Origin of the sequence: Rhizobium sp. NFR03, from assembly GCF_900111275.1 — a bacterium.
Taxonomy (GTDB): Bacteria; Pseudomonadota; Alphaproteobacteria; order Rhizobiales; family Rhizobiaceae; genus Ferranicluibacter.
Window position 1 is genome coordinate 33,497 of sequence record NZ_FOGR01000009.1, and the last position, 26,970, is coordinate 60,466.

Below are 26,970 nucleotides of genomic sequence, written 5' to 3' on the forward strand. Positions count from 1 at the left end.
ACAAGGATGCAACGATGCGTTCCAGATATGACGATCCGTCTTTCAATCCGGCAGGCGTGGCGCTGCCCCGCTTCGGAGGGCCGACCTACGCGCTGCGCTTCCGGCTTCTCCGCCTATTCTGGATGGCTGCCTGGCTGCTTCTGGCGGCATGGACGCCGCCGCAGCTTCGCCGCTGGCGCAATGCGCTGCTGCGCATTTTTGGCGCGCGGATACACGAAACGGCGACCGTCCACGCCAAGGCCCGCATCTGGTGGCCGGCGCATTTGGTAATGGAGGATTACGCATCCATGGGGCCGGGCGTGATCTGCTACAATGTCGCAACCATCACGATCAGGTCCTTCGCCTCCGTCTCGCAGCGCGCCCATCTCTGCACGGGCACGCATGACGTTCAGGACAGTACCTTTCCTCTGGTGTCCCGCCCGATCGTCATCGGCGCGAACGCCTGGATCGCTGCCGAGGCTTTCGTCGGACCCGGCGTCATGGTTGGGGAAGGCGCGGTTCTCGGGGCACGAGGGGTCGCGGCCCGCTCACTCGAAGCCTGGACGATTTATGTGGGAAACCCGGCAAAGCCGGTCCGGGCGCGCCGGCCCGAGGCGGGTGCCGCACATGCGCTCGCCTCGTAAGCGCGGAGCGTCATGTCCGCGATACGGGGCCAGGTGAACGTCTCGAAAATCATCCGCCGCCCGTTCTCGCCCATCTGCCGGGCGAGGATGCGATCCCCGAGGATGGCATCGAGGCCTTTTGCGACCTCGACGGGATCGAGCGTGACGACCATGCCCGCCTGGGCGGCCGCCACTTCTGGAAAATGACACTGGTCGGAAATCACCACCGGCGTGGCGCAGGCCAGCCCCTCGAGGATCGCCATGCTGAACCCTTCCTGACGGCTTGGAAGGCAAAAACAGTCCGCCTCCACGATGGCCGCCAGCTTGGTGTCGCCATAGATCGGCCCTGTCATATGCACCCTGCCGCCAAGGCCATGCCTCTCGATCAGGGCCGTAAAGCCCGCTTCCGCGCCATCGGCCGGGCCGGCGACCACGAGATCGACATCGGGATGCTGCGCGGCAAGGACTGCGAAGGCGTCCGCCAGAATATCGAGCCCCTTCTTGAAATGCAGGCGCGAGAGAAAGAGGATGTAGCGACGTTCCTGGGGAAGGCCGATCTGCGCGCGGAAGAGATCCTTTGCCGGCAGTGGATCGAACTCGTCCGGAAAGACGCCATTGGGGATGATGATGTTCGGTGCGCGGAACCCGAGCGGCTTGACCGTTCGAAGCTCATCGATGTTGAGAACGTGGATGAATGCCGCGTTGTTCAGCATGCCGGAATAACAGAGGCGCAAGGCGATCTTCTTCTTCCATCGCTTCTGGGCGAGGCTCCAGTGATCGAGCATTCCGGCCGGGCAGACGCAATAGGGAATCTTGCCCGCCAGTTTCGAGGCATAGAGCAGGAAGGGCTCCCAGATGCCATGGATATGGATGAACGACGTGCCGGGAAACAGCTGGCGTAACCGCCGCTTGCCCTGGATGCAGAAGATACTTTCAAACCGGCCGGGAAGGGTCAGGACATGCAGCCGGACATCGGAAAAGCCGGGTATCGCCTCGCCTAGTTCGATCACCTGCCGATGCGCCTCCTCGCTGCCATAGGCAACGATATGGACCTCCGACCCCATGGCGGCTTGCGCTGCGGCAAGCCGCATGGCGACAGCCTGGAGGCCGCCGTTCTTCGGATCGATGGAAGCAATGACATGAACGATCTTCATCGGCGCTCTCCCCTGTTTGCTGTTCGGGAGGGCATCCCGATGTTGAGGCCTACAGTTGCGAAAGTGCGGCCAGCAGGCGCGTTCCATATTGCTCCACGGTGAATTCCGCGGCCCGGCTCAGGGCATTGCGCGACATGTCGGCCCGCAATTGCGGATCCTGTGAAAGACGTTCGACGGCAAGAGCGATCGCAACCGCATCACCCGTTGGAACGATGAAGCCCTCGACGCCGTCCCGCACGACGCTGCCGGTATTCTCCGTGGTTATCACCGGCAGACCGGCCGCCAGCGCCTCGTAGACCGACGTTGCCGACCCCTCGCAGATCGAGGGCAGGAGGAAGACATCCGCCCAGCGAAGCTCCGCTCCGATTTCGGCACGCGGCACGATGCCCCTCAAGGTCACCCATTGCGAAATCTCCCTCTGGATCTCGTCCGACAGGAAGGTTCGGCCCACCATGCGAAACAAGGCCGAGCCTTGTGAAAGCCTCGCGGCCTCAACCACATAGGGCGAGCCCTTGCGCAGGCCGACTTCCCCGACCGTGAGGACGCGGAGCGGGCCGGGCATGCGGTGCGTACGCTCTGCCGCGACGGGTGCATTGACCCCGTAGGGTACGACGACGCAGCGCTCGGCCGGGCCGCCGCAGGCAACCACATGGTCCCGCACGAAGCGTGAAGGGCAGACGATGGCGTCCGCAATGGCCCATTCGGCTTTTTCGCGCTCGGCAAAGACGGAGGCGAAGGCATTGCTGGCTTGCGGGCCGGCCCATTTGGGAAAACGCTCGACCTCCGCGTCGATCAGCCTCTCCACCACGTCACGCGGCGCGATCATCTGCTCGACGGCCGTCCAGAGCCCCTGTTTCCGCGCCGCCTGCATCTGTTCCAGCGCATCGCCGCTGAAGGCATAAAGCCCTGCTGCGCCATGAAAGCCGCGATCCGCGACCAGATGCGAAAACCGCGCGCCTGCCCATAAGGCGTGAGACGTCTCGCTGACGACGTCTTTCGATATCATGCGGCGGAGCGCGGAGCGGATGCCGAAGCCGGGGAAGACGGTGATCAGGTCGCTCGGTACACCGTTCGTGCGCCGGCCGGCAAGCCGCCTGATGGATGCCGGCAGCGCCTTTTGCGGCAGCGCCGTCAGGATGCGCGGCCAGCCTTTGGTGGCGCAGATATCGGTGTAGAAGTGCGCAAGCCTTCCCCGTGAGCCGAAGATCTTCGGAACGGCATAGTGCATGCGGGCACCCAACTGGCTGACGACGACTTTATCGTTCATGACGACACACCCTGACTGAGGACCGCGACGGAAGGGGTTTCCTGTGCAAGCGTCGAGATCAACCCTGACCAGGCATCGATGGCGCCATCGCGCGAATAATCGGTCGCCAGAAGCTGGCGCGCCCGCTGGCCCATGGACCGGCAGATCTCCGGGTTTCCGGCAAGGTATGAAATGGCCCTCGTCAGCCCCTCGATATCGCCGATGGCGACATGCAGGCCGCACCCCGCTCTGGCGATGATACGCGCCACTTCGCCATCCTCATCGCCGATGAAGATCGTCGGGCGTCCCGCTGCAAGAATGCCGTAGAGCTTGCTCGGCACGATGCAATGCTCAAGCTTCGGGAGAAGCGAAACCAGGTGAACATCGGCCGCGCCAAGGCTTTCGGACAGCTTGTCGATCGGTTGCAGCGGATGAAAGACGACGTTGCGCAGATCTTCCTTTCGGGCACGGACCGTGACCATTGCATGCTGGTGACCGCCGCCGATCATGAGAAAGCGGATCGTTTCATCGGCGCGATACCGCTCTGCCGCCCCGAGAACGGTCTCAAAGTCATGCGCCCGACCGAAATTTCCGGAATAGCCCACCACGAATGTGCCACCAAGACCCCATTCGGTGCGCAGGCTGTTGCGGGCCGGCTCGACCGGGCGAATTTCCTCGCCGTCCGACCAGTGATGCATCGCAACCACCCGATCTCGCGGCAACCCCTGGCGAAGGATATAATCCGCCATCGTTCCCGTCGGGCACACGCAGATCCCCCGCGTCCGCAGGGACCAGTTGCGCAAGGCGACCGTGGGCCCAGCAAGACGCTTCAGGCGGGAGAAGTAGCCGAGTTCGATGGCGGTTTCAGGAAACAGATCCATGATCCAGTTGACCATCGTGGCGTTTTTCAGCCTGAGCGCGAGGCCGCTGGTCACGGACAGCAGGGGAGGATCGGTGCACACCACGGCGATGTCGCCTGCCGAAACATTGGTGACAATCCAGAAGAAGGTCATGATATGGTAGAGCAGGTAGTCGATGCCTCTGCCCATAAGGTTCTGGCGTCCGAAGCGCGTGGTCGACACTCTCCGGATTTTCACGCCGGAGACGATCTCCTCGGCGGGAAGCACGATATCGCGCCGGTTATGGATGTCGCGGCTCGCAATCACAGCGACATCGAAGCCCCGTTTTGCCAGACCGAAGGCAACGGATGACACCATCCGGCTGGTCGCCGACTGGTCCGGGTAGAAATACCGGTTTGCGAAGACGACCTTCACTGCACTCTCCCCCGCCTTGTCATTTTCGCGGGCATATCAGCATCAGGACGGTGAAGACCGCAATATGATCGAAAGCGGTAGAGGCTGCCTCTTCGGTGCATGTACGGCTTCGCGTGCAGCATGCGGTGTCGGTACGGTTTCTCACCGAGAGGCCCGGTTCGCGCGGCAAGTACGGCCGCACGCTGGAAATATCCGTACATCGGTGCCTCTCGTTTCCAGGCTGAAGAAATTCAAAGCCTTGAATGCACCAGAGCTCAGACGTGCTTGATGGGACCATACCGTCGAGAAGCACCGGATCGCGTGCCTGCAACCCCGAGTGAGGCGAGGACCGCCCGGTCGGCATGCCCGCATGGACATCGCGGCCGGCGACCGGTTATGACCTGTCTTTGCTGATCCGCAGTCGGCTGTTGATGCAAGGGCTAGCTGGATGAAGGAACGGGTGGTTTTCGGCAAGGATTTCGGTGCGGGGCTCCTCGATGTCCTGACATGGCGACGGGATGTCCGGCAATGTCGCACCGATCCGCTGGAGCCGGGAACGGTCGAGCGGCTGATCGATATCGCCTGCTTCGCGCCGTCCGTCGGTCGCAGCCAACCATGGCGGTTCGTGCTGGTCGAGCGGGCGGAACCGAAGACCGGCATTCGTCGTATCTTCGAGACCTGCAATGCGACAGCGCTTTCGGGCTCTTCGCGCGGAGCGGGCGGCACAATATGCCCGGCTCAATCTTGCGGGGCTCGATGCCGCGCCCTGCCAGTTCGCCGTATTCTGTGACCGGGATGCGCGCCAGGGGCACGGGCTCGGACGCGCCACCATGCCTGAAACCCTCGATTATCCCGTGGTTCTGGCCGTGCACACGCTGTGGCTGGCGGCCCGCGCGCAGGGGCTTGGCCTCGGCTGGCTGCCGATCCTCGATCCCGTCCGCATCACGGCGATACTCGATGTGCCCGAACCGTGGCATTTCATCGGCTATTTCTGCCTCGGTCGTCCCGCGACAGAAGACGACTGCCCGGCGCTAGAGCGCGCCGGGTGGGAGCATCGCGCATCCGCCGAAAGCACGATCTTCCGGCGTCAAGGCGGATGCAAGCCGCCTGTCAGGCGGCCCTGCGTTTGCCCGGCGCTGGCCGCCGCATCTGCGTGTCGTCCTCGCCAAGGTTGAACTGTGAAAGAAGATCGTTTAGCGCGGCGGCTTCCGCTGCCAGGCCGTGGCTTGCCGCCGTCTGCTCTTCCACCATGGCAGCGTTCTGCTGCGTGCCCTGATCCATCGTGTTGACGGCGGTGTTGATCTCCTGAAGGCCTGTCGATTGTTCGCGGCTGGCCGTGACGATGGCAGCGATGTGGATGTTGATGTCCTGCACCTGTCCCGCGATCCGCTGCAACTGCTGGCCGGTCTCGCCGACCAGCGCCACACCGGCGCGCACCTGCTCGCTCGACGTGTTGATCAGCACCTTAATTTCCTTGGCGGCATTCGCGGACCGCTGGGCAAGTTCGCGCACTTCCTGGGCGACGACGGCGAAGCCCTTGCCGGCCTCCCCTGCCCGCGCCGCCTCGACGCCGGCATTGAGCGCCAGCAGGTTGGTCTGGAAGGCGATATCGTCGATGACGCCGATGATGTTGCCGATTTCACCGGACGAGGTTTCGATGCCCTGCATCGCATCGACCGCCTTGCTAACGACCTCGCCGGATTTCTCGGCTCCCGCACGGGCGCGGGCGACGAGCTGGCCGACCTCTTCGGCACGATGTGCGCTGTCGCGAACCGTGGTGGTGATCTCCTCCAAAGCGGCCGCCGTCTGCTCCACGGAGGCCGCCTGCTGTTCGGTCCGGCGTGCCAGATCGTCGGCGGCAACACGGATTTCGCTGGCGCCGGCGTCTATGGCGCGGGCGTTGGTGCCGACGGCCTGAAGCGCGTCGTGCAGCTTGGCGACCGAGTGGTTGAAGTCGCTGCGCAACCGGTCGAGGTGAAGCACGAAGGGTGTGGAGATACGGTAGCCGAGATCGCCATCCGAAAGCCGGCCGAGACCCAGAGCAAGCTGTTCGACGGCATGCTGGATATCCGCGGTTTCCTTTTCCTTCGCCGCTTCGCGGTCCCGCTGTTCCCGCTCCGACAGCGAACGCACGCTGTCGGCCTCGGCTTCCAGGCGCACGCGGTCGATGGCATTTCTGCGGAATACCTCGACGGCGGCGGCCATGGATCCGATCTGGTCGCGACGCTCCCGTCCGGGAATATCCGCCTTGAGGTCGCCGGCAGCAAGGCTCTCCATGGCGCGCGTCATATCCGTGACAGGACGGATGACGAGGCGGCTGAGGAGGCTTGCAAGGAACACGATCATCGCGCCGACCGCCAGCACTGTGGCGACGGTGGCGGCAATCCGAAACTGTCCGATGGCGGCATAGACCAGATCGCTGTCGAGCGCGAAGCCGACATACCACTCGACTGTCGGCAAGCCGGCAACCGGCACGAAGCTGACCAGCATCGGCCTGTCGGCCAGCTCGGTTTTCATGATGCCGCTGCCGATGGACGGCGTCGCGACGGGAAAGGCATCGGCCAGCGACTTCGTCACGAGCTTTGCATCGGGATGCACCAGGATCTGGCCGGATTTGTTGACGAGAAACGCAAAGCCGCCCTGACCGACGTCGACCGACGTGATCATGGAGACCAGCGTCTTCAGCGAGAAATCGCTTCCCGCAACGCCGGAAACGGCGCCGTTCCGGAGGATGGGAACCGCCGCGCTGATGATGAGGTCGCCACTTGCGGCGTCGATGTACGGGTCGGTCAGAACGTCGCCTTTTGCTGCAACGGCGCCCTTGTACCAGGGCCGCTGGCGCGGATCGTAACCGGCCGGCATGGCGGAGTCGGGCCACATGGTGAATGTTCCCGCCTCGTCGCCGACATAGGTCGACAGGAATTCCCGGACGAGAACATCGTTCTTCAACACGCTCCTGATACCCGCCGTATCGGTTGTGCCTGCGGCGGCATTGGCTGCCATGGCGGTCAGCGTCACGCGGCCGTTCAGCCAGTTGGCGACACTCTGCGCGGCCTGTTTGCCGGAGAAGGCGATGTTCTCCTCGACGGCGCGCGTGGTCGAAGCACGCTGGAGCGTATCGATATAATAGGAGAAGCCGGCAAGAGAGCTGGCAACGACGACAGACGCGGCGAGAAGAATGCGCGTCATCAAATTCGATTTCTGGGACACTTGTCAGGTTCTCAACTTCTGGCGCAGCAGCGACATGCCGTTCAGGCGGGAACAGGCCAGCTTCATGCTGCCTCCGGAGGAGGTTTAAAGACCTCTAAGGTAAGCACAAAGTAACGAAGCAGGCTTAAACTTCGGTTAAGCGGATCTACCGGATTCATCGATAGGGAATCCGGCTTGTCGCAAGCTTCCTCAGAGGCTGAGGCTCTCTCTTGACTGATGCCATTTTCGCGATTTTTTAACCTTTGTAAGTCGAAGAAGCGCGCAAGCAAATCGTTCTGATCATTGACGGTCCAGCCACCGGAAAAGCCGAAGCCTCTTCTCAGCCACAGCATGCCTCGAAATCAGCAATCGTTCGTCGCGCGGTGTTGAAGGATTGAAAGCCGCAGATCTTCGGCATGTTTTTCTTCACACGGAAATGGTCACGCTCAACGCCTTGCTGTAAATGCTTGGTGACGTAATGCACGGGATCGGCCTGTAGAAGCCCGTCTTCAATCGACGCTTTGATTGCCGAGGGAAATGTATTGGCGCCATCGGTGCCTATCTTGCTCGGCGCCAGCAGGGGCCGATCTTTCAGCATCTTGCGAAAGAAACGCTTGGCTGCGTCGAGATCGCGCTTTGCGATCAGCAGGAAATGCACCGGGTTGCCCGATGGCCCGGTATACATAGCGCCACTTGCCGCGTATCTTGACGTAGGTTTCGTCAATCTGGACCGATCCACGATGCGGCCGCCGAAACTGGCGAAGCCGATTTCTGATCATAGGCGCATACGCCAGGACCCAACGATTGATTGTCCTGTGGTCGGCCTCGAACCCACGCTCTCGGAACATCCTCCTCCAGATCCCGATAGCTGAGTGGATATCGCAGGTACCAGCTCACCGCCTGCACAATCAGCCATGCCTCGAAATGCCGTCCCTTGAAATCGTCCTTCGACTGGCGTTTTAGCTTTTCGGAATGGCATTCACAAACATCGGCACGCTCCACAACATCCGGAGCGGAAACTTCTCTTCCGACGGTTAACATACCGTTGAGCGCAGAAATTTGCGACAAGCCCGAATGAACATATCGATGATCGCCGTCATCGGGGCTACGCGCTTGTCACCATCGCCGTCCGCTCGCTTCCGATCCTGTTCCTGTCCCGTTTCGAGATGCCAATCCTGGTCAGGCGCTGGCTCGCCTTCAACCCGGTTGCTATCATGACCGCCCTGATCATCGCCGATCTGCTCGCCGACCCGGAAATCGCGCCGCCCGGCATCAGCATCGCGCTGGTTTCTGCCGTGGCAGCCGGGATCGTCGGTCTGATCTCGCGCAGCCGGTTCCTGACGCTTTTCGTCGGCGTCGCCGGCTTCATGGGTTTCAGCCTCATTCTGTAAGCCGAAGCGTGAGCTTAAAGCAATCCTCGCTAACGGTTCGTGCTTCGTCTGGCTCCGTATCCAACCTCCCTCCAACCGACAGTCAGGCGCTATGATCGAAGGCGTGATGTTTGTTGCCGAACTGAATTGTCGAAACACCGATCTTTTGCTTGATCGGTTTCAGAAATTGATCCCATCGATAGCCGACGCTGTCGACATTAACGAGATGGGTTATCGCATCAGGTTCGCATGCGGCGAGGGGAAACGCGGATTTCCGGAGAGGTGTCATTCGTCTCGGTCGAAGCGGACAATCTCATGATGTGCGATGGCATCCAGGCGATCCTGGCCGTCATCTTTCTCGACCACTTGTCGGGGCCACAACATTTCGTCTGGCAACGTGAGCAATTTTCCTGGATGCACTTCCGAGAGTTTGTGTGATCACGGTCCGCGCTTGCTAAGCGCTTCAGCGCCCGTGATGCCTTGAAGCTGGATTATGCCATCGTTCTCGTGGGCCTTTCAGTGAGTTGCGGTCAGGTACGTATTCCCGTGCGTTCACGAGAGGGATCGAAGGCGACTTCAGCGACTTTGAAGCGCCCGCCGACGCGCTTGCACTGAACCACGATATCGACCAGCTCCGTCAGAAGGCCTCGAATGTCGGCGCGCGCGAGATCGCGCCCACCTTCGGACTCCTTCACCAGAAGCGTTAGCTGTTCGAACGCGAGCCGAGCGGAGTCCGCATGGACGGTGGTGATCGAGCCGGGATGGCCAGAGTTCACGTTGCGAATGTAGTAGAATGCCGTGCCGTCGCGCAGTTCCTGCAGGAGGATGCGGTCCGGTCGCATGCGCAGGCAGGACTCCAGCAGGTCCTTCGGCCCGACCTTCGACAGCCCCTGCCCGCCCTTGGAGTAGAACAGCCGGACGTGGTTGGGCTGGGGCACGACAAGCTCCGGCGTGTCCTCAATGGTGATGATCCGCTCGGAAGTCGGGATGTGCTGGATCAGGGCCTTCGACAGCGTCGTCTTGCCGGAGCCGGTCGCCCCGGAGATGATGATGTTCTTGCGCGCCAGCACGGCCTTTTCGAGGAAGGCGGCGATCCGGCCTGATTGGTGAAGATCGCGGAGTTCCGCGTCGTCTCTGGCGATCTCGGAGGTCATGGGCGCGACGTCAGAGAACAGACCGGCATCGTCGAGCTCGCTGAGGCTGAGGGAGACCGAAGAAGGTTTTCTGAGCGTGAGACTGACGGTCCCCTTGGTCACCGCCGGCGGGATGACGATCTGGATGCGCTCCTCGTCCAGAAGGGTGGCAGACAGAAGCGGATGCGCCTCATCGATGGCCTGGTGGGAGTGGCTGGCCACCGCCCGCGCAAGCCGCATCAGCCTGTCGAAGGTGAGCTCCGGCACCTCGTGGCGCGTCCACCCTCCGGCGCCCTCGGTCAGAACCTCGCCCGGCCGGTTGACGACGATCTCGTAGAGCGACGGATCGTTCAGGAACGCGGACAGCGGCGCGAGCAGCTGTCGGACGACGCCGACGTCGGAAGCGGCGCCACCGGTCACTTGGTCACGAGGTCGGAATGACGGCTGAAGTCGCCCGAGACCGCGCGGTCGTAGATCGTGTTGCGCGGTTCGATGACGCGAAGGCGGTAGATACCGGAGAAGTCGAGATCGCGGGCGACGAAGATCGAGACAAGTGATCCCTGGTGCTTGTTCAGCGTCGGCGGGATGTTGATCGACTGCTCGACGGCGATGCCCGCGGCATCCTTGCCCGCGCTCGTTGTCCCTTCCATGTCGATATCCTGGTCCTGCAGCTGCTGCGACAGAACGGATGTGGCGTCCCCGACGATCGACAGAAGGAGCGCGCTGCCAAACCGCTCCCACCAGTGGGTATCGACATGACCGTCAAAGCCGGCGCGGCCGAGCGGATCGGTAGCCGGCGAGGCGAGTGTGACGATGACGCCGGTCGGGGTCTTCGCCCGGTTCCACAGGACGAACAGCCGGTTCTGACCACGGCGCAGGCCGCCGCGATACTCGCCGACGATCTGGGTGCCTTTCTCCATCAGCACGACGCGACCGTTGTCGGAAAGAATGTCGCGGTTGGTAACGCAGCTGACGAAGCCGGGCTGGTCGGAGGCCATGGCCGTCTCGAGCACGCAGGGGATCGAAGTGCCCATGGCGACGATGAAGTTGCGGTTGCCGAGGTGGCCGGCGCGCGAGCCCTCCAGCTGCGTCGGCGTCAGCATGCGGTTGAAGCGCTGGTCCTCGTTCTCGCCTCGCGCCTCGCCGCCGAAGCCCGCAGCTGGAAACGGCTGGAAGGCACTGTCTGCGCTTCCGTCGGCGTCCGTCGGCGCCGCATCCCGTCTAGACGAACTGCCCGCACTGCCTCCGCCGAAGGCCATGACTGGAGCGCGGCGTGCCGAGTCCAGCAGTTCGTCGGTGACGGGGGCGGACTGCGGTTCCTCCATCGGCGTCGGTAGCGGAACGGGTAGCGCGGCCGGAGTAACCGGCGCCGGTTCCGGCTTTGCCGGTTCGAAGTCGCGGGTCTGGCGCTGGACGACCCGCTCGGGCGGCGCCTCGTCGGTCTTCGGAGCGCCTGGGCGCATCGACCACGCCGCAAAGCCCATGAAGGCGACAACGGCGAGAACCACGAGCCCTCGTTTCGCCAACTTGTTCTCGGCCGGGCGTGCGGTCGGCGTCTCCGCGCGCTCGCCGTTGATCGTGGTTTCGGTCTGTTCAGCCATGGTTGTCCCTCCCCTTCCCTATCGCCGTGCCGCTGACGGCAGGGCGACAACCCGCTCGACCGAAGGCGACGTCGTGTTGGTTCCGGGGTTGATGCCGGTCGGCGACCAGGCCTCGTTGAAGATGCAGAGTATATCGCCGCCGCGACGCAGGATGAACTTTTGGCTGACGGCGTGGACGAGCACGAGATCGCCGGTCACGGATTTCGGCACGAGCGTCTCTACGCCGTCGCTGTTCTCGATGTAGATCGCCGGCATCTCCTGGTTTCCGGAGAAGGCGAAGGTGGTGATCTTGCCGTTATCGTAGACCGCCTGCGGCTCGATCGCGACGGAGCCCTGCGCGGCATAGCGCCAGTTGCGCGGCCCGTACTGCTCGTGGATCCCGAGCACAGCGTCCGCCTTGCCGGCTTTCGCGGCCTCCGCACGCGCGGCTGACGCCAGCCGCTTTTGCGCAGCCTCGTCGGCGGGATAGCGGTATTTGACGTAGAAGTAGGTGTTCTGCCCGGCTTCGACCGAGCCCTCCCGGACCATCAGCTCCATCTGGTAGCTGCGCTTGGAGCCGTCACGGCGCGTCGTGACGACGGATATGTTGGTGACCGGTTGGTTCTCGCGCGGTTTGAGGAAGAGGATGTTGCCGGCGGGGGCGACCTCCCAGGCCACCGTGTTGCCGAGCGCCACATGGGCGATCTCCTCGTCGGGGGAGAACTCGACCTGCACGGACGAGCGCAGCGAGCCGACGATGCGGGTGATGTCGTAGGGCTGGTAGTTGACAAAGCGCACGCGGCTGTCGCCGTCGGCGCCGCGGGGAACTTCAAGGGCATGCGCCGGTCCTGCTAGGAGGACGGCTGCAAGCGCCGCGATGATGATCGGTTTTTGCCTCATTGCGTGACCTCCGGATCGGCCCGGTATTCGCTGACGACGAAGCCGAGCGGGTTCGTCAGGCGGTCCGTCGAGGACATCGGGGCATTGGTATAGGCATAGGTGAGCGTCGCGACCCAATGGGTCATCGTGGTCTCCTCGCCGCGCGCGACAGTGCGGATGTAGCGGACGGAGACGACGTCCGCGGAGATCAGCGAGATCGATTTCACCGTGATCTCTGAAGTCGCGTTACGGCCATAAAGGTTCTGCGGCGAGTCCGGGTTGCTGCCGCTGTAGAGGTTAGCGAAGCGGGTCTGCTCGGCCGCACTCGACAGCAGCGAGACGGTCCTGAAGTTCTCCTCGGCCTCCGACTGGACGTAACCCTCGCGCGCCCGGACATAGCGGGCGGCGAAGTATTTGGTTACCGCCTCGTCATAGGACCCGGCCGTCGAGGTGAGCGCCGAGACGACATCGACGATACCGGTGGAGTTGTCGACGCGGATCACGAAGGGCTCCACCGTCTTCAGCGGCGTGAGCGCCGCCACCGAGAAGACGGCGAGCGCCGCGACGACGCTGGCGGCGGTCGCGATGCACCATGCGATCCGCGCCGAGCGCTCGACGCGCAGAAGCCGGTCCTGGTCATAGCGGCGAGCCTTGTCGAAATAGCTCTTGAGGGTGTCGGAGGTGATCATCGCCCTACCCCGCCCTGCAGGCGCGGCGCGAGCCCGCCTCGTCGAATGAGGCAAAGGCCGGAAGGTCGGCCGCCCGTGCCGTCACTGTCTTTGCATAGTTGAGGGGCGTGATAGCAGCGCCCGGGGTCATTTGTGCTGGCTCCGCAGTTTGGCGGGCGACCCCTGCCCTCTCCTCCTGCCATTGCCACATGGATCGGTTGAGAGGTCGCTTGGCGGCGCCGTCGCATTTGGGAAGTGGATAGGAGAGCGACGCGCAGCCGGTGAGGATCGATGCGGTGCAGACGAAAAGTAGTTTTTGAAACGGCATGAAGAACTCTGGACTCCGAACTGCGGGCATGGGGTCAGGCGACCCCCCTGGTGAGAAGTTTACGGACGGCCGCACGGGCTCCGCGACCGGCGGCGACCGTGCCACGGCCCGCCAGAACCGCGCCGCGGGCGATCGAACCCTGATGGGCATCGCGCGCCGTGCCGTAGCCGTAGGTCAGCGACGCACCGCCGGCGGCGAGCGCCGAGGCGATGCCCGGCAGCTGGTAGAAGACGTAGAGGGCGGAAAGGCAGATGGCGCAGAGCGCGATCGGCCGCATCAGCACGTCGCTATAGGCCTCGATCGCGGTGAAGGTCGTGTCGATGCTGGAGATCAGCAGCGAACCCACGGCGACGACTAGAACCTGAAGGAGGACGAAGTTGACGAGCTGCCCGAGCCAGGCCTCGGTGAACCGACGCGTCGCCTGGAACATGGCGAGCGCGACGAAGATCGGGCCGATCGCGAGTACGATGGCGAGCGCCAGTCGCGCATAGAGCGAGACGATGTAGCCGATGGCGGCGACGACGAAGCTCGCCCCGATCACCAGCATGCCGCCAAAGCCCGTCACGATGTCGACCGGCCAGGAGCCGCGCGACCAGATGTCGTGGGCCGACTTCTGGCCCTTGTCGAGGAGACCGTCGAAGGTGCTGGCGCTCGGGGCCGTGCCCGCGTTCAGCGCGGTCGAGATCTCGCGCGGCAGGCTCTCGAAGAAGAGATCGGTGACGTAGGTCTGGTAGTCGCTGGCATTGCGCACGAGCATCAGGATGATGGCGAGCTTGATGGCGCGAAAGGCGAAGTCCATGATCGGCTCGCTGATCGAGCCTTTCAGGATCAGGAAGCCGTAGAGGACGACATAGAGCGTCAGTGCGACGGTGAGCGGTCCCGCGATCCAGGCGGCGATGTTCGAGGTGCCGGTCGAGACGAACGTCTCCAGCGGCGTTCGGAACTGGTCGTCGAGGAAGGCGAAGACGGTGTACATCGCTATCCCTCGAGCGCCTTGCGCATGCGCTCCAGCCGCGACTTTCCGTCGGCGGCCTCGGCGTTGCGGCAGTTGGGCGTGTCGCGCAGCGTGCCAGGATTGTTCCGGCATTTGGCGATCTGATCGGCGAGCAGCGTCTGGTCAGCAACGAGTTCGTCGACCGTGTAGACCCGCTCCGGCGGCGTTGCCTCCGAGCATCCGGCGAGCCCCAGGGCGAGCATGACGATGGCGGTGGACGTTCTCATTTGAACGCCGCTCCCATTGTGTCCATGCGCTTGCGCCAATCCTCGGCCTTGCGCTGTTCGTCCACCTGGGCCTGCGCCTGCTGCATCATCTGCAGGCCCTGCATGCGCAGGACGTCCGTCTGCAGGAAGGCGCTCTCCGCCTGAAGACGGGCCTGAAGGTCGGCGATCTCCTTGGCGTCGCCTGCCGTTCCGATCTTCTGGCGAAGCTGGTCGATGCCGTCGATGCGTTTGGTGGCCGCATCGTAGATCTGCTCGCCAAGCGTGATCTGCCCGGCATTGCGCTGCTGGGTCCGCGTCAGTTCCCTCGCGTAGAAATCCTCGGCTTCCGATCGATAGGTGGCGTTCTCGTCGAGATGCCGGGCGGCGCTTTCACCGAAGGCGCCCTCCCCCGATCCGTTCAGAAGATCCTCGATACCGGCGAAGTCTTCCGGAAGGGCCTTGCGGATCTCCGGCCGGTTGAGGAGGCTCGCGACATCGGCCATGTCGGTCAGTTTGTTCAGCGAGCCGTAGAGCTGCTCGGCTTGGCTGATCTGCTGGTTCAGAGCGTCTAGCTGGCTCTTGAGCTGGGTAATGGATTCGATCTGCTTCAGGATCGCGGCCTGGTCGATGACCGGGATGCCCTGCGCGGCAACAGGTCCGACCGGAGCTGTGAAGGTCGCGACCATCATGGCCGCAACGAGGGAAAGCTTCGTTCGTCGCATCAACTTGCACTCCTTCTCTTCTGGAACAGCGGCAGCCAGTCCTCCGGCCGGTCCCCGACCTCGGCGCGGATGGTCTCGGCAAGTTCGACATTCGCGGTGCGCCCCGACAGGATCGCGAGCTCGTCGTCGAAGCCGGACAGGTTCAGCTCGGCAACGACGCTGTCGTGCCCCTGCTTGACGATGAAGCGCCGGCTGTCGGCGGACAGCTCACGAGCCAGAAGCTCGAACTCCGTCTCCGTCAGCTTGAAGCCCTCGACATAGTCGGCCCGATTGCCACGCGGGTTCGGCATGAAGACCTGCGTCGGGCACTGCTCGATGATCGTGTGGGCGATCGGCGAGGCAATCGCGTCGCGCGGGCTCTGGGTCGCAAACAGCATCAACCCGTTCTGCTTGCGGATCGTCTTCAGCTTGTTCTGCGCGAGATCGCGAAACCCCTCGTCGGCCAGCGCCTTCCAGAACTCGTCGATGACGATGATGATCCGCCGTCCGTCGATCAGCTGCTCGACGCGGTGGAAAAGATAGGCCATCAACGGCGTGCGGATTTCCTCGTTGTCGAGGAAGTCAGTCATGTCGTAGCCGAGGAATTTTGCGCCGATGCCGATGTCGTCGGTCTCGTTGTCGAACACCCAGCCGAGCGGCCCTCCCCTCTCCCACCGCCGCAGACGGGCGGCGATGCCCTCCGGATCGGTGTTGTTGAGAAAACTGCGCAGCGCGCCGATGGTGCGGTTCTCCGGCGCGAGATCGGCGAGGCCGTCGATCGCGCCGGCAATATCGCGGGTCTCAGTGACCGACAGCTCGCGCGACCGCGAACCGACGAGCTTGGCCACCCATTGGGCGAGGAAGATCCGGTTCGCGGGCGTCAGCTCGAGGCCCTTGAGCGGTGCGCAGCCGGTGGGAACGCCGTTCTTCAGCGGCAGATAGGTGCCGCCGGCGGCGCGCACGAAGAGATCGGCGCCGCAGTCCTTGTCGAAGAAGACCATGTGCGGGTCGTGCTTCTGGAGCTGGGCCAGCATGAAGTTGAGGATCACGGTCTTGCCCGAGCCGGACGGGCCGCAGACGAAAGTGTTGCCGAGATCGCCATGATGGAAGTTGAAGTAGAACGGCGAGCCCGACGCGGTCTTCAGCATGGCGACGGCCGGACCCCATTCGTTGCCATCGGCGCTTCCCGAGGGGTAGCCGTGGAAGGGGGCGAAGGCCGCGAAGTTCTTCGACGTGATCGCGCCGGAGCGGGCGCGGTAGCGGAAGTTGCCCGGCAGCTGCGCCCACCAGGCGGCTTCCAGCCCAAGATCCTCCCGAGCGACGACCGCGCCGCCATTGGTCAGATGCGAGCGGGCCTTCGCGAGATTGTCGGTGAGCGCCTTCACCGTGGTCGCGAAGACCGCGAGCGTCAGATGATGCTCGCCGAGCACGAAGCGATTGGATTCCAGATCGTCGAGGGCGTCGTCCAGATCGTCGAGCTGCGAACTCGCCCGGTCGCCGGCGCTGACCATCTGGTTCTGCTTTCGCGCCATGATCGCTTTCGCATCCGACTTCGACGCGAAGGCGAAGCTCTGGGACAGGATGAACTCGAAAGGTGCGGTCAGCAGCCCGTCGAGCATGCCCGGCCGGGTACGCGCCGGATATTCCTTGAAGCCGAACATGCCGGCATAGCGGCTCATACCCTCATGGCGGATCTCGATCGTCTCGCGGCCGATGATGACCCGGTCGGAATAGATGGCCGAGGAAATGCGGCCTTCGGTAAGCGGCACGGGCTCGCGGCGGCCTCCGACGAGCTGATGCAGGATCGCGCTCGGCTCGGAGAAGACGATCCCGTCGTTCTCGACCAGCGACAGAACGCGCGGCGAGAAGCGCTTCAACCCGGCCGTCACGTCGATGACGGCATCGTGCAGCTTCTTCAGCGCGTCCTGGTCGAGCTCCCTCCCCTGCCGGTGCGTGCCGCGCAGGCGCGCCATCAGGGTCACGAGTTTCTCGGCGGGATCTCGGCCAGGATGCCAGACAAGGGTGAGGACGAGCTCGTTGCGAAACAGCTCCTCGCCGATCATCCGCTCGCGGTAACGCGCATCGAGGCGTGCCGAGAAGAAATTCGCGAAGGCTCCTTCCGGAAAGGCATTGTCCCGCCGCCGAATGACGTGCGTCCACAGCGCCAGGCGCTCGTCGGCGATATTGCGATAGAGCGTGTTGAGATGACGGTGCAGCGCGTTGAGATCGACAGGGTCCGCGGTCTCGAAGGCGACGCCCTCGATGGCGATCATCACCATCAGCGCGCGGCTGTCGAGCGCGATGACGCTGTCGTCGACATGCCGGACATAGGGGATGAAGGTCTCTGGCTCCAGTTCCCGGGCTTTGATCGCGGTGGTGCTAGGCAAGGCCGAGATCCCTTGCATCGTAACGGCGGGCGAGCTTGAGCGGCGTCACCGTCGAGCCGCCCCAGATCGCGCCGTTGCGCGCCCTGCCCCGTGTATCGACCCAGGCCAGCAGAACCCGGAACATGTTGTGGTCGTGCTTGACGACGGCCTTGAAGACGATGTGGACGACGACGCCGATCAGTGCGTAGACGACCGAGCCCGCGACGATGAACAACACCGTCGTCAGGATCACATTGATCCCCATTGCCTCCATCGTGACGCCGGCGATCATCGCCGGCCTCGTGCAGGCGAGGAACAGCGTGTCCTCTTCAAGCGCGATCCTCTCCGCCATGTCTCAGCCTCCGGCGATCGTGTTGACGATCTCGGTTGCGCCGAAGATGATGCCGATGCCGAGCACCACGAAGGCGGCCTTGCGCAGGTCGAGATAGCCGAACATCCAGGCGATGCCGACGACGACGGTGGCGATGATGGCGAGCAGTCGGGCGACATTGCCGGTCAGCAGTGTGACGACGTTCTGAAGTGTCGCCTCGATGCCGCCAGCGGCCTGCGCATAGGCAGGTTCGGACAGGACGAGTCCAAGCAGGACAGCCGTGACCATGACGGTGGCGAATGATGTCGGTCGGGTTCCCTTGAACATGGGGCTCACTCCTTCTGTTACTGGATGCTATCGAGAAAAGATCAGGACGGTGGATTGCCGGGCCTGGCCGAACACGTCCCAGGCTTGAGACGCCGCGACCGGTTCATCCGGTGGCGTCACCGCCTCCGCTGAAATCGTGACGTCTTCGGGTGTTTGGGGCGCAAGTGACGCTGGCGCTGCCAGCTCTCGTGCCTGCAAGCTCCCTGCTCCGCCGCCGTCATCGAGGGTCAGCGACGAAAGTCTGTCGGCCAAACGCCGCTGCTCCTCGGCAATTCGCCGGTCGTAGCCGGCCATCGCGCCGACCGCGGTGTCACCTCGTCCATAATAAGACTGGAGCATCGCGGCCTCGGCGTCTCCACCCGTCGTAACAGCGGCGCGGTAGTAGCGGTCGAGGAGCGTGCCCGTGGCTTCGAGATTGAGGCAGGGTTCGAAGAGGTCGGACACGGACAACCCGAGCCGGGGAAGATCATCGGTGCTGATGCCACCGAGTCCGAGATCGATGCTATGGCCTTTGGCCACAAGCGTCGTGGCGATTTCGATCGCTTCAGTTTTGCTCCGCGGCCGATCGAGCCGTGGCACATCGCTGTTGATCCGGATGGCGAGCGGATCGAACCCGCTCTCGACACTGACGACGGCGGCGAGGACCTCGATCTGGATCATGGGCGCGCAACTTAGCGCGATGTCTGCGAAGGCCATGGACATGGCGTCAGAACCAGACGCGCTGCTTGCCAGCGCCGTCGATGGTCACATCGACGAACCGGGGCTTCTCCCGCCGGTTCGGCGCTGTCGTAATCGTCGCCTTGCAGACCATGCGATCACCGTCGCGGACCCAATGGGCGAGCGATTGCTGGCCGCCCCGGTCGCGGTCGCCAAAAGTGCATCGGGAGCTGCGGACCTCCCGAGGCTTAACCGAGACGCAAGCAGCCTCCCGACGACGGTCGCCATAGCGGGACGTCAGGCGAAATCCCGTATCGCAGTAGTAGGGCTCGTAACCGGGTTGCGATGCGGAAAAGCCGACGCCGCCGCAGGTCGGGAACGGGTGGCCCTTGGCGAGTTCTCTCCAAAGCTTCTCGATCGGGGGGTGGCAGGCTTCGAACTGTGTCGGGCCGCCGGGGTTCGAAAGGCATAGAATAACCTCGCAACCCCAGTTGTCGGCATGGGCATGACTGGTCGGAATGAGATATAAAGCCGCTGTCAAAAGGACAGGAGAAAGCGTCTTGAGGACAGCTGTTTTCATGTTTGCGACACCCTTTAACCAAAGGCGGGCCCCTGCGTTGCACCACAGGCTTCCGCTTGAATGTCTTATAGCGGGCGTTTAAACACATGCCAAGTCGTTTCGATAGTCACTGGCACAGTCTGTCCTTTGCAGCCATGATCCTCCGTGAAATTATGGATAACCCCCTTAAAAACGAGACAGCTTCGTCGCGCCTGAAGCAAATCGGACTGATGAGTGTCCTTTATTACATGCACTTGGCGAATAAAAAGCTGACGATTGCCAATATAATCGAGGAGACTGGATTGACGCGGGGGGGCATATGGGAGGCGGTGGACTTCCTGATTCAGCGTAAGTTGCTCACGGAGACCCAGATCAAGAACTCTCTGGGGCGTGGAAGAGCTCGTCAGTTCGATATTCCGCAGACGATTTTCGACAAACTTCGCCACTTCGAGAACACCTGATATGAGACGATCACGTATTTTGTGGGGAAGGACCAACCACGTTTAATGTCTTATAAGAGACAGTCTTGCGAGGTGTGCGCGAGTTGCGCATAGTTGCAACGTGATTCGATTAGCATCGCGTCAGGGCCGGGTGCGTTGTCGGGATCTGGGATTGGCTCCGGAAAGCGCAATGCCGCCCGTATTTCTCGGGCGCGACGGTCATTATCCCCATGATGATCTCCGCATGAACAAGGTCATGCGGACAAGCATCATCTCCTTGAGCGGGTGCTTATATCCAGATCTGCACCTCGGGTGATTCTAACGAGTCGCTGGTCCGGCTCATAGAAAGTGAGCGTGAGTGAGCCAGGCAGAGGAGATACGTGCGCAAATCTGCGCTTTGCGGAAAATAGGCGAAAGAACGAAAACCTTACTAACCTACGGTAAACGATCGTAAATTCGGCTTGAGCGATGGAACCTGGAAGTTCGCTTTAACTTCGTCTTAACCTTAAATCCCTTGCCCAGATTTGGGAATCGAGCAATTGTCACGATAATTGGATTACTTCCTGGAAATTATCGTGACTAAAGGCGAATAGCTGAATGAACGTGAAAATGGCGACTTCGGAGAAATTGTCGAGTTTTGCAGATATTATCCTCGCGCAGGGCGGAGATATATCATCGAAACTCGACATGCTGCGGCGCGAAAAATTTCCGCCCAGCGCGCAGAAATCGCTTCGCCAATTCTCATTAGCGGAAGTCGCGGACTTCGTCGGCGTCTCGCAGAGCTATCTTAAGAAGCTGCACCTCCAAGGAAAGGGCGTAGAGCCAAGCACGACCACGACCGGCCGACGCTACTATACCGCGGATCAGGTGAACGAACTTCGTCAGCTTCTTGATCGGGTTCCGCACCGGCAGGCTCACGAGAAACTGCAGGTTATTGCAGTCGTCAATTTCAAAGGCGGTTCGGGTAAGACCACGACGTCGGCTCACCTAGCACAGTTCCTGGCGCTGAAGGGCTACAGGGTTCTAGCTGTAGATCTCGATCCTCAGGCATCCTTGACTGCGCTTTATGGCATCCAGCCTGAGTTAGACGAGAAGAAATCCTTCTACGAAGCGTTGCGTTACGACGACGGGCGCAAGTCGATCAAGGACATCATCCAGCCTACCAATTTTCCAAACCTCGATGTCGTGCCAGCCAATCTTGAACTGCAAGAGTATGAGTACGACACACCCATTGCTATGCAGCGAAAAGATTCGACCGCCGGCAAGATGTTCTACACCCGTATCGGCGACGCGTTGGCAGAAGTCGACGATCACTACGATGTCGTTGTTGTCGACTGCCCTCCCCAGCTTGGTTATCTGACGCTCACTGCGCTGACGGCAGCAACATCGGTTCTCATCACCGTGCACCCGCAGATGCTCGACATCATGTCCATGTCCCAGTTCCTGCTCATGTTGGGCGAAATCCTGAAAAGTGTCGAAGGCGTCGGCGTTGATGTATCCCTTGACTGGTTCCGCTATCTGGTCACGCGGTACGAGCCAACCGATATACCGCAGCAACAGATGGTCGGCTTCATGCAGTCGATGTTCGCCGAGCACATGATGAAAAATCATATGGTCAAGTCGACAGCCGTGTCAGACGCAGGTCTGACCAAGCAGAGCCTGTATGAAGTTGAGCGTGCTCAGTTCACGGCTGCCACATATGACCGAGCCCGTGAGTCGATGGACGCCGTCAACAACGAAGTAATCGAGCAACTTCAAAAGTCATGGGGGCGTCGCAATGCATAAGCCGTTGTCATCCGTACAAACTGCAACTTTCCATAGAGAAATCATAAACATGACCAAACCCGGAGTGTGGGTCTATGGCTCGTAAGAACATTTTCGCGAATATAACGTCTCAGTCAAACGCAGGTACAGAGCGCAAGGCAACCCCTGGATACGCCACACATGGTGCTTCGAGGTCGATGATCAGTTCCTTGAGCGAGCTTCGAGACAAGGTTGAACAGGCTGCGCAACAGGTTCCAGGCGAGACGATCATCGAGCTCGATCCCGAGGCGTTGGATTCCTCCTTCGTCTCAGACCGCATGGGCATCGATGACGTCGCTTACATCGAGCTCCTCGACGCGATCCGTGAGCGGGGACAAGACACGCCGATACAGGTCCGCCCTCACCCGACGGCAGAAGGTCGCTACCAAATTGTCTTCGGGCACCGTCGCGCCCGCGCGGCCAAGGATCTCGGACGCCCGGTCCGCGCTGTCGTAAAAGCTATCTCAGACGCAGACCACGTCATCGCGCAGGGGCAGGAAAACTCGGCGCGAGAAAATCTGTCGTTCATCGAGCGCGCAATGTTCGCGCAGCGCTTGGTAGAATTGGCCTACGAACGGACGACGATCCAGGCCGCTCTCTCCGTAGATGCGCCGATGTTGACCCGGATGCTGTCGGTATCAGGTCGCGTCCCTGCGGAAATCGCGAATGCGATTGGTGCTGCGAAGTCCGTGGGCCGTGATCGGTGGACCGAGTTGGCGCAGCAGATCGAAAGACCGACAACGCTTGAACTGGCGCGGGTCCTAGTCTCCGATCAAGCATTCCTGTCTCTCGAATCGGACGCTCGTTTTGAGTTTCTAGCTCGAGGCATCAAGAATGCAACGAAGCCTTCGAAGCGGTCCAGCAATGGAAGTGAGTGGCGCGCAGATGACTCGAGTGTACGGGCAGAGTTTAAAGGAAGCGGGAAAAGCTACTCTATCGCGCTGAAAGCGAACGACGCAGCAAGGTTTGGTCGTTTCATCGCCGAAAACCTAGGTCGTCTTCATCAGGAGTTTCTGAAATCAACTGAAACAGAAGGAAAATAACGGCAAAAGAAAAAGGCCCCCAAACGTCGCCGTCGTGGAAGCCTTCCTCATGTCTAAGCAGCCTGAGAATCGCATTTCCATGAAACACAGTCAAGAGTCTTTGGCGCCAATTTGGTGGGCGGATTTCTTTTGCCTTTAGAAAGGTGAGAGGGAAATGCGAATAGGAAATGTGACGACGCCATTTGGGCGGCGGCCGATGACGCTTGCCTTGGTGAAAGCTCAGCTTTCCACGGCAAACATCAAGGCGGGTAAGTCCGTCGACAAGTGGAAGGTTTATCGCAGCGCCTGCGAGGCAAGAACAATACTAGGTCTGCGTGACCGTGCTTTAGCTGTTTTGAATGCCTTGCTGACATTCTACCCAGAACAGGAGCTGAGCGGAGAGAGCAATCTCGTTGTCTTTCCATCGAACGCGCAGCTGGCGATCCGAGCGAACGGCATCGCGGGAACAACGCTACGCGAAAACCTTGCTATTCTTGTCGAGGCTGGGCTTATCCAGCGGAACGATAGTCCAAACGGCAAACGTTACGCTCGGAAAGGAAACGACGGTGCGATCGAGACCGCCTACGGTTTCAGCCTCGCGCCGCTCCTCGCCAGGGCAGAAGAACTCGCAATCATGGCTCACCAAGTCGCCGAGGAGAGCAGGCGGCTGCGCGTCATAAAAGAGCGCATCACGATAACTCGCAGAGATATCCGTAAGCTCATCAGCGCTGCGGTGGAGGAAGGCGCGGCGGGAAATTGGCAAGCTGTCGAAGGCGCTCTCGTGTCCGCAATTGCTCGTCTCAAGACTGCAAAGACAGCAGCTTCCCTTGAAACTTGCCTCGACGAACTCACGTTGTTAAGCGAAGAAGCTACCAACATGTTGGAAACACAATTTATTTCCACAGAAACCGATACCAATGATAGCGAAAATCGCTACCACATACAGAATTCAAATACCGAATCCCTAAATGAACTTGAACCTAGCTCCAGAAACGAGCAGGGCGAGAGACTGCTACGAGAACGGAGATCGAGTGCCGAGCCGATAAAAGCTTTTCCGTTGGGTATGGTGCTGCGGGCTTGCCCTCAAATATCGGATTACGCGACAGGTGGCGCAATCTCACATTGGCGGGATCTGATGACTGCCGCAGTGGTCGTGCGAACCACACTCGGCGTCAGTCCGTCGGCCTACCAAGAGGCATGTGAGGCGATGGGACCCGAAAATGCCGCGGTCGCAATGGCCTGCGTGCTAGAGCGGGCAGGGAACATCAACTCACCGGGGGGATACCTGCGTGACCTGACAAGGCGGACCGAAAGAGGCGAATTCTCCCTTGGGCCGATGCTGATGGCATTGCTTCGAACGCAGGAGGCAGATAGCCGGAAGTCTGCAGGAGCCATGGACAGTTCCAATGTCATAGTAGCCACGGCGGCGGCTTCCTCCGGCGAGGCAGCAAAATTGCCAGCCGTACAAACGTCGGTTTTGTTGAATAAATTCATTGCATTGAGAGGGAACGCACATCGCTGCTCGGATTCCATAGGTGTCACATCGAGCGAGTTCGCTTCGTCCGAAATGGATGCAACGTCATTGGCATTCATCAAGATTCAGCGAATTAATACGGCTTCCCAACAGTTCGTTGAATCACTCGTGGCTGCGCCGCGGACGGGTTTGGCGTAGCGCGTCCTTCGTGTCAGTTTTTTTCAGATATGCAACGAACCCTTGCCGTCTCTAAAATGCTGCGGATATCTGACGAAAAATGTTTCAACTCTCGGAGGATAGGAGAAGAAGTCTGGACACTCAGTTGATCAAGCGAACGCAAATTCGGGGCGGGTCGCATACCCTTGGAAATGGGAGCTGGCATGTTCAGTCACATCATGATCGGCGCCCGTGACCTTGAGACAATGGTCGTATTTTACGATGCTATTTTGACGCCACTCCAACTGCAGCGCGTCGTTGAGTTAGAGGGTATCAATGAGACAGGCGTCATCTGGCGTAGAGGATACGGCGTCGGCCTCAGTTCGCCCTCCGGCACCCGATCAATGGGTTGCCGGCAACATGGAGCAAGGGCGTGCAAATTTGTTTCTTAGCGCCGTCGAGAGGAGCCGTCGATCTTGCCTTGACCGCAGCGACCGGGAAAGGTGCACTTCACGAAGTGGGCGCCCGCTCTAGGGAACGTATGCGGAAGATTTTCTGCCGCCTATTGCCAAGACCATGAGGGAAACGAACTCTGTTTTGTTCACGCGCAGGGAGTTCCTGCCTGATAGCCGTCCGGTAGCGCAATGGCGCAGATGGGCATGAGTCTTCGGGCCAACCAATGCGGTATCGGGAAAGCCGCCTTTATAGTACCCTCGCACCAAAGACCACGCGAGGAATTGCGGAGATGCTCAAGACCGATACCCGGCAAGCGAACTGGCGCCGTGCCAATTCTGACAAGTACGAAGCACATCTCGCTGTACAGCGGGCCGTCAAGGCGGGTGGCCTCGACAAAGAGAGTTGCGAGGTATGCAGCGTTGAAGCGGTCGATGCCCATCATGATCAATACGACGAACCTTTGCGGGTGCGATGGCTATGCCGTCGCCACCATACGCGCCTTCATCACTACGGCGAGGATATGTTTCCGGTGAGGATTTCTACCAAAACGCAGGGGGGGGTTGCTGACTGATCGTTTGAGCGCCTCGGCGGGTGAGGCGGCTTTTAGGTATTGGATTCAGCAAATTTAAAGTCATCTGGATCCATATAAACTGATAACGCTGGCGGTGATATCGATGCGTCGTGTTGTTCAGAAGTCTGTTTTGACTGGCTTTCTTTCCGTTGCCGCCTCGCTGGCGCTTTCGTTCAGCGTCGTACCGTTTCTGGGCGGGCGCGTAGAAGGCGCCGGCCCGTTCATGACGATCTTCTGCCCACTGGCGATATCGATCCCCGCCTCGGCACTGCATTTTTGGCAATCGGAAAAAGTGCGGCGGGCTGAGGCCGCAACAAGGGAGGCATTGCAAAGGCTAGCAGATGCCTATGAAGCCCTTCGCCTTCAATCACGAACAGACGGTCTGACGGGAGTGCTAACACGAACCGCGTTCATGGATGATCTTGAGGCCGCAAGTCATCAGGGCCTGTCTGGAGCGCTGCTTTATCTGGATCTCGATCATTTCAAGGCGATCAATGACCGCTATGGTCACGCTGCGGGTGACGAGGCGCTTCGCTGTGTCGGTCTGATCCTCGCACGCTATCTGATGCCGTCGCATTCCATCGTTGGGCGACTTGGCGGCGAGGAGTTTGGCGTATTTCAAAGTGGCTTGATGTTCGATGAAATGCTTGGCCATTGCGAGCAGCTTCGAGAAGAAATCGCGGGAATTATACTGCATGCGCCCTCCGGCTCACGTGTGATGATGTCTGCGAGCATCGGTGCCTGTCATTGCCCAAGAGGATTTGATTCATCCGATTGCCTGAAGGCCGCGGATGAAAACCTCTATCAAGCAAAAGCTCTTGGCCGGAACAGGGTCGTCGCGTAAAGCCCAGAGGAGGGGTGCGCGCTCGACGTCCGCTGTAGTAAGCGCAGCTCTTGGCGTTCGCTCACTCCGGCGTCGGTGCCCCTCGCTTGCGGTAAGACAGAAGATCCGGTGCGTCGTCCGGAGCGGGATGCGCTTCCAGATCGGCGATCAGCGATTTCATCTGGGCGATTTCGCGAACCTGGGCTTCGATGATGCCGTCCGCCAGCTTTCGCACCCGTGTTTCCCGGATATGGGCGCGCTCGCTGGTCATGATCGCGATCGAATGATGCGGGATCATCGCCTTCATATAACTGACGTCGTAAACCGTCTTCTGGCTGCGGACCAACCAGAGCGAAGCGGCGAATACGACGACGCTCGCCGCGATAATGGCAGCGTTTGTCGCCTTCTTTCTGTACATCGACCACATGAATATCATCATGATGATCGCCATGACGGCACCCATCAGCAGGGCCATCCATGTCCTTGTCTGGCTGTAAGTCACATGATCAAGAGCGTAGGTATTAAGGTACATCAACCCGAACATGACCACGGTCGAGGTGACGATCATTGCGGCAAAGCGACCGTATGACATGGTTGCCTCCTTTCGCGAGATAAGGCGAACTCGTGCCGGGGATGATCGTTCCAATCGCGTAAGGTCTGGCAGCGCCAGCGTCAGGACTGC

Annotated in this window: 25 protein-coding genes and 3 pseudogenes; 9 read left to right on the forward strand and 19 right to left on the reverse strand. The window is 61.0% G+C overall.

The genetic code is table 11. From position 1 onward, the window contains the following. The first annotated feature begins 14 nt into the window (after window positions 1-14). Window positions 15-623: an LbetaH domain-containing protein gene (locus tag BSG19_RS21095; protein WP_092990115.1), complete on the forward strand. Its 609-nt coding sequence runs from the start codon at window positions 15-17 to the stop codon at window positions 621-623. Here the strand turns inward: BSG19_RS21095 and BSG19_RS21100 are convergent. The 3 genes from BSG19_RS21100 to BSG19_RS21110 are packed head-to-tail and all read right to left on the reverse strand — an operon-like array spanning window position 548 to window position 4,276. Continuing rightward, window positions 548-1,756, reverse strand: a complete 1,209-nt coding sequence (locus BSG19_RS21100) for a glycosyltransferase (protein ID WP_092990002.1) — start codon at window positions 1,754-1,756, stop codon at window positions 548-550. The genes BSG19_RS21095 and BSG19_RS21100 overlap by 76 nt on opposite strands. Window positions 1,757-1,805: 49 nt before the next feature. After that, window positions 1,806-3,023: a glycosyltransferase family 4 protein gene (locus tag BSG19_RS21105; protein ID WP_092990003.1), complete on the reverse strand. Its 1,218-nt coding sequence runs from the start codon at window positions 3,021-3,023 to the stop codon at window positions 1,806-1,808. Further along, on the reverse strand, window positions 3,020-4,276 hold the full coding sequence (locus BSG19_RS21110) for a glycosyltransferase family 4 protein (protein ID WP_244529362.1): 1,257 nt from the start codon (window positions 4,274-4,276) through the stop codon (window positions 3,020-3,022). Before BSG19_RS21110 ends, BSG19_RS21105 begins: the two co-directional genes overlap by 4 nt. Before the next feature lie 427 nt (window positions 4,277-4,703). Between BSG19_RS21110 and bluB the strand changes: the two are divergent. Continuing rightward, a pseudogene (gene bluB, locus BSG19_RS21115) lies at window positions 4,704-5,325 on the forward strand (5,6-dimethylbenzimidazole synthase); the annotation flags it as partial. Between the two features lie 40 nt (window positions 5,326-5,365). Here the strand turns inward: bluB and BSG19_RS21120 are convergent. Together BSG19_RS21120 and BSG19_RS21125 are read right to left on the reverse strand one after the other, a co-directional pair. After that, a complete protein-coding gene (locus BSG19_RS21120; protein ID WP_244529363.1) occupies window positions 5,366-7,444 on the reverse strand; it encodes a methyl-accepting chemotaxis protein McpU in 2,079 nt (692 codons plus the stop codon). A 257-nt stretch (window positions 7,445-7,701) separates the two neighbouring features. Then, a pseudogene (locus BSG19_RS21125) lies at window positions 7,702-8,446 on the reverse strand (IS6 family transposase); the annotation flags it as partial. 80 nt (window positions 8,447-8,526) lie between these two features. Here BSG19_RS21125 and BSG19_RS21130 point away from each other — a divergent pair. After that, the gene (locus BSG19_RS21130; protein ID WP_092990005.1) at window positions 8,527-8,835 is read left to right on the forward strand and encodes an AzlD domain-containing protein; all 309 of its coding nucleotides are present in this window, start codon (window positions 8,527-8,529) and stop codon (window positions 8,833-8,835) included. Between the two features lie 509 nt (window positions 8,836-9,344). On the opposite strand, the gene virB11 is transcribed toward BSG19_RS21130, so the two are convergent. Genes virB11 through BSG19_RS21200 form a run of 13 tightly spaced genes read right to left on the reverse strand, consistent with a single transcriptional unit; the run spans window position 9,345 to window position 19,564 of the window. Beyond that, window positions 9,345-10,367, reverse strand: coding sequence for a P-type DNA transfer ATPase VirB11 (gene virB11 / locus BSG19_RS21140; RefSeq protein ID WP_092990007.1), 1,023 nt, complete (start codon window positions 10,365-10,367; stop codon window positions 9,345-9,347). Next, window positions 10,364-11,548, reverse strand: coding sequence for a type IV secretion system protein VirB10 (gene virB10, locus BSG19_RS21145; protein ID WP_092990008.1), 1,185 nt, complete (start codon window positions 11,546-11,548; stop codon window positions 10,364-10,366). Before virB10 ends, virB11 begins: the two co-directional genes overlap by 4 nt. An 18-nt stretch (window positions 11,549-11,566) precedes the next feature. Continuing rightward, window positions 11,567-12,427, reverse strand: coding sequence for a P-type conjugative transfer protein VirB9 (gene virB9, locus BSG19_RS21150; RefSeq protein WP_092990009.1), 861 nt, complete (start codon window positions 12,425-12,427; stop codon window positions 11,567-11,569). After that, complete coding sequence (locus BSG19_RS21155; RefSeq protein WP_092990010.1) at window positions 12,424-13,095, reverse strand: VirB8 family type IV secretion system protein; 672 nt, start codon at window positions 13,093-13,095, stop codon at window positions 12,424-12,426. The genes virB9 and BSG19_RS21155 overlap by 4 nt, the downstream gene beginning before the upstream one ends. Window positions 13,096-13,099: 4 nt before the next feature. Continuing rightward, window positions 13,100-13,402 carry a hypothetical protein gene (locus tag BSG19_RS26445; RefSeq protein WP_092990011.1) on the reverse strand — a complete coding sequence of 101 codons (303 nt, stop codon included), beginning with the start codon at window positions 13,400-13,402 and terminating at the stop codon, window positions 13,100-13,102. 34 nt (window positions 13,403-13,436) lie between these two features. Beyond that, complete coding sequence (locus BSG19_RS21165) at window positions 13,437-14,378, reverse strand: TrbL/VirB6 family protein (RefSeq protein WP_170866061.1); 942 nt, start codon at window positions 14,376-14,378, stop codon at window positions 13,437-13,439. 2 nt (window positions 14,379-14,380) lie between these two features. Further along, window positions 14,381-14,623 carry an EexN family lipoprotein gene (locus tag BSG19_RS21170; RefSeq protein ID WP_092990012.1) on the reverse strand — a complete coding sequence of 81 codons (243 nt, stop codon included), beginning with the start codon at window positions 14,621-14,623 and terminating at the stop codon, window positions 14,381-14,383. Then, window positions 14,620-15,291, reverse strand: coding sequence for a P-type DNA transfer protein VirB5 (virB5, locus tag BSG19_RS21175; protein WP_244529374.1), 672 nt, complete (start codon window positions 15,289-15,291; stop codon window positions 14,620-14,622). The genes BSG19_RS21170 and virB5 overlap by 4 nt, the downstream gene beginning before the upstream one ends. Window positions 15,292-15,323: 32 nt before the next feature. After that, window positions 15,324-17,690: a VirB4 family type IV secretion/conjugal transfer ATPase gene (locus BSG19_RS21180; RefSeq protein ID WP_092990014.1), complete on the reverse strand. Its 2,367-nt coding sequence runs from the start codon at window positions 17,688-17,690 to the stop codon at window positions 15,324-15,326. Further along, window positions 17,683-18,021, reverse strand: coding sequence for a VirB3 family type IV secretion system protein (locus tag BSG19_RS21185; protein WP_092990015.1), 339 nt, complete (start codon window positions 18,019-18,021; stop codon window positions 17,683-17,685). Before BSG19_RS21185 ends, BSG19_RS21180 begins: the two co-directional genes overlap by 8 nt. Before the next feature lie 3 nt (window positions 18,022-18,024). After that, on the reverse strand, window positions 18,025-18,327 hold the full coding sequence (locus BSG19_RS21190; protein ID WP_092990016.1) for a TrbC/VirB2 family protein: 303 nt from the start codon (window positions 18,325-18,327) through the stop codon (window positions 18,025-18,027). Window positions 18,328-18,354: 27 nt separating this feature from the next. Then, window positions 18,355-18,987: a lytic transglycosylase domain-containing protein gene (locus tag BSG19_RS21195; protein WP_348272151.1), complete on the reverse strand. Its 633-nt coding sequence runs from the start codon at window positions 18,985-18,987 to the stop codon at window positions 18,355-18,357. 46 nt (window positions 18,988-19,033) lie between these two features. Beyond that, a complete protein-coding gene (locus tag BSG19_RS21200) occupies window positions 19,034-19,564 on the reverse strand; it encodes a hypothetical protein (RefSeq protein ID WP_092990018.1) in 531 nt (176 codons plus the stop codon). 86 nt (window positions 19,565-19,650) lie between these two features. On the opposite strand from BSG19_RS21200, the gene BSG19_RS21205 reads away from it, so the two are divergent. The 6 genes and pseudogenes from BSG19_RS21205 to BSG19_RS21235 all read left to right on the forward strand — a co-directional run bounded on the left by BSG19_RS21205 (window position 19,651) and on the right by BSG19_RS21235 (window position 26,309). Next, window positions 19,651-20,004 (forward strand): MarR family transcriptional regulator, encoded by a 354-nt coding sequence (locus BSG19_RS21205; RefSeq protein WP_092990019.1) that lies wholly within the window; start codon window positions 19,651-19,653, stop codon window positions 20,002-20,004. A gap of 576 nt (window positions 20,005-20,580) precedes the next feature. Then, window positions 20,581-21,768 (forward strand): plasmid partitioning protein RepA, encoded by a 1,188-nt coding sequence (repA, locus tag BSG19_RS21210; protein WP_092990020.1) that lies wholly within the window; start codon window positions 20,581-20,583, stop codon window positions 21,766-21,768. 74 nt (window positions 21,769-21,842) lie between these two features. Next, entirely contained in the window at window positions 21,843-22,829 is a 987-nt protein-coding gene (gene repB, locus BSG19_RS21215; RefSeq protein ID WP_092990021.1) for a plasmid partitioning protein RepB, read from the forward strand. Window positions 22,830-22,983: 154 nt separating this feature from the next. Further along, window positions 22,984-24,195: pseudogene (gene repC / locus BSG19_RS21220) on the forward strand (plasmid replication protein RepC); the annotation flags it as partial. A 988-nt stretch (window positions 24,196-25,183) separates the two neighbouring features. Next, on the forward strand, window positions 25,184-25,465 hold the full coding sequence (locus BSG19_RS21230; protein ID WP_092990022.1) for a hypothetical protein: 282 nt from the start codon (window positions 25,184-25,186) through the stop codon (window positions 25,463-25,465). 103 nt (window positions 25,466-25,568) lie between these two features. Continuing rightward, a complete protein-coding gene (locus BSG19_RS21235; RefSeq protein ID WP_092990023.1) occupies window positions 25,569-26,309 on the forward strand; it encodes a GGDEF domain-containing protein in 741 nt (246 codons plus the stop codon). A gap of 61 nt (window positions 26,310-26,370) precedes the next feature. On the opposite strand, the gene BSG19_RS21240 is transcribed toward BSG19_RS21235, so the two are convergent. Continuing rightward, window positions 26,371-26,880, reverse strand: coding sequence for a DUF305 domain-containing protein (locus BSG19_RS21240; protein ID WP_092990024.1), 510 nt, complete (start codon window positions 26,878-26,880; stop codon window positions 26,371-26,373). Window positions 26,881-26,970 lie beyond the last annotated feature (90 nt).

What these genes read in the sequence shown, in the direction of transcription:
- BSG19_RS21095 (WP_092990115.1), top strand. Translation starts at nt 15, where the DNA reads ATGCGTTCCAGATATGACGATCCGTCTTTCAATCCGGCAGGCGTGGCG.
- BSG19_RS21100 (WP_092990002.1), bottom strand. Translation starts at nt 1,756, where the DNA reads ATGAAGATCGTTCATGTCATTGCTTCCATCGATCCGAAGAACGGCGGC.
- BSG19_RS21105 (WP_092990003.1), bottom strand. Translation starts at nt 3,023, where the DNA reads ATGAACGATAAAGTCGTCGTCAGCCAGTTGGGTGCCCGCATGCACTAT.
- BSG19_RS21120 (WP_244529363.1), bottom strand. Translation starts at nt 7,444, where the DNA reads ATGACGCGCATTCTTCTCGCCGCGTCTGTCGTCGTTGCCAGCTCTCTT.
- virB10 (WP_092990008.1), bottom strand. Translation starts at nt 11,548, where the DNA reads ATGGCTGAACAGACCGAAACCACGATCAACGGCGAGCGCGCGGAGACG.
- virB9 (WP_092990009.1), bottom strand. Translation starts at nt 12,427, where the DNA reads ATGAGGCAAAAACCGATCATCATCGCGGCGCTTGCAGCCGTCCTCCTA.
- BSG19_RS21155 (WP_092990010.1), bottom strand. Translation starts at nt 13,095, where the DNA reads ATGATCACCTCCGACACCCTCAAGAGCTATTTCGACAAGGCTCGCCGC.
- BSG19_RS26445 (WP_092990011.1), bottom strand. Translation starts at nt 13,402, where the DNA reads ATGCCGTTTCAAAAACTACTTTTCGTCTGCACCGCATCGATCCTCACC.
- BSG19_RS21165 (WP_170866061.1), bottom strand. Translation starts at nt 14,378, where the DNA reads ATGTACACCGTCTTCGCCTTCCTCGACGACCAGTTCCGAACGCCGCTG.
- BSG19_RS21170 (WP_092990012.1), bottom strand. Translation starts at nt 14,623, where the DNA reads ATGAGAACGTCCACCGCCATCGTCATGCTCGCCCTGGGGCTCGCCGGA.
- virB5 (WP_244529374.1), bottom strand. Translation starts at nt 15,291, where the DNA reads ATGATGGTCGCGACCTTCACAGCTCCGGTCGGACCTGTTGCCGCGCAG.
- BSG19_RS21185 (WP_092990015.1), bottom strand. Translation starts at nt 18,021, where the DNA reads ATGGCGGAGAGGATCGCGCTTGAAGAGGACACGCTGTTCCTCGCCTGC.
- BSG19_RS21190 (WP_092990016.1), bottom strand. Translation starts at nt 18,327, where the DNA reads ATGTTCAAGGGAACCCGACCGACATCATTCGCCACCGTCATGGTCACG.
- BSG19_RS21195 (WP_348272151.1), bottom strand. Translation starts at nt 18,987, where the DNA reads ATGATCCAGATCGAGGTCCTCGCCGCCGTCGTCAGTGTCGAGAGCGGG.
- BSG19_RS21200 (WP_092990018.1), bottom strand. Translation starts at nt 19,564, where the DNA reads ATGAAAACAGCTGTCCTCAAGACGCTTTCTCCTGTCCTTTTGACAGCG.
- BSG19_RS21205 (WP_092990019.1), top strand. Translation starts at nt 19,651, where the DNA reads ATGCCAAGTCGTTTCGATAGTCACTGGCACAGTCTGTCCTTTGCAGCC.
- repA (WP_092990020.1), top strand. Translation starts at nt 20,581, where the DNA reads ATGAACGTGAAAATGGCGACTTCGGAGAAATTGTCGAGTTTTGCAGAT.
- repB (WP_092990021.1), top strand. Translation starts at nt 21,843, where the DNA reads ATGGCTCGTAAGAACATTTTCGCGAATATAACGTCTCAGTCAAACGCA.
- BSG19_RS21230 (WP_092990022.1), top strand. Translation starts at nt 25,184, where the DNA reads ATGCTCAAGACCGATACCCGGCAAGCGAACTGGCGCCGTGCCAATTCT.
- BSG19_RS21235 (WP_092990023.1), top strand. Translation starts at nt 25,569, where the DNA reads ATGCGTCGTGTTGTTCAGAAGTCTGTTTTGACTGGCTTTCTTTCCGTT.
- BSG19_RS21240 (WP_092990024.1), bottom strand. Translation starts at nt 26,880, where the DNA reads ATGTCATACGGTCGCTTTGCCGCAATGATCGTCACCTCGACCGTGGTC.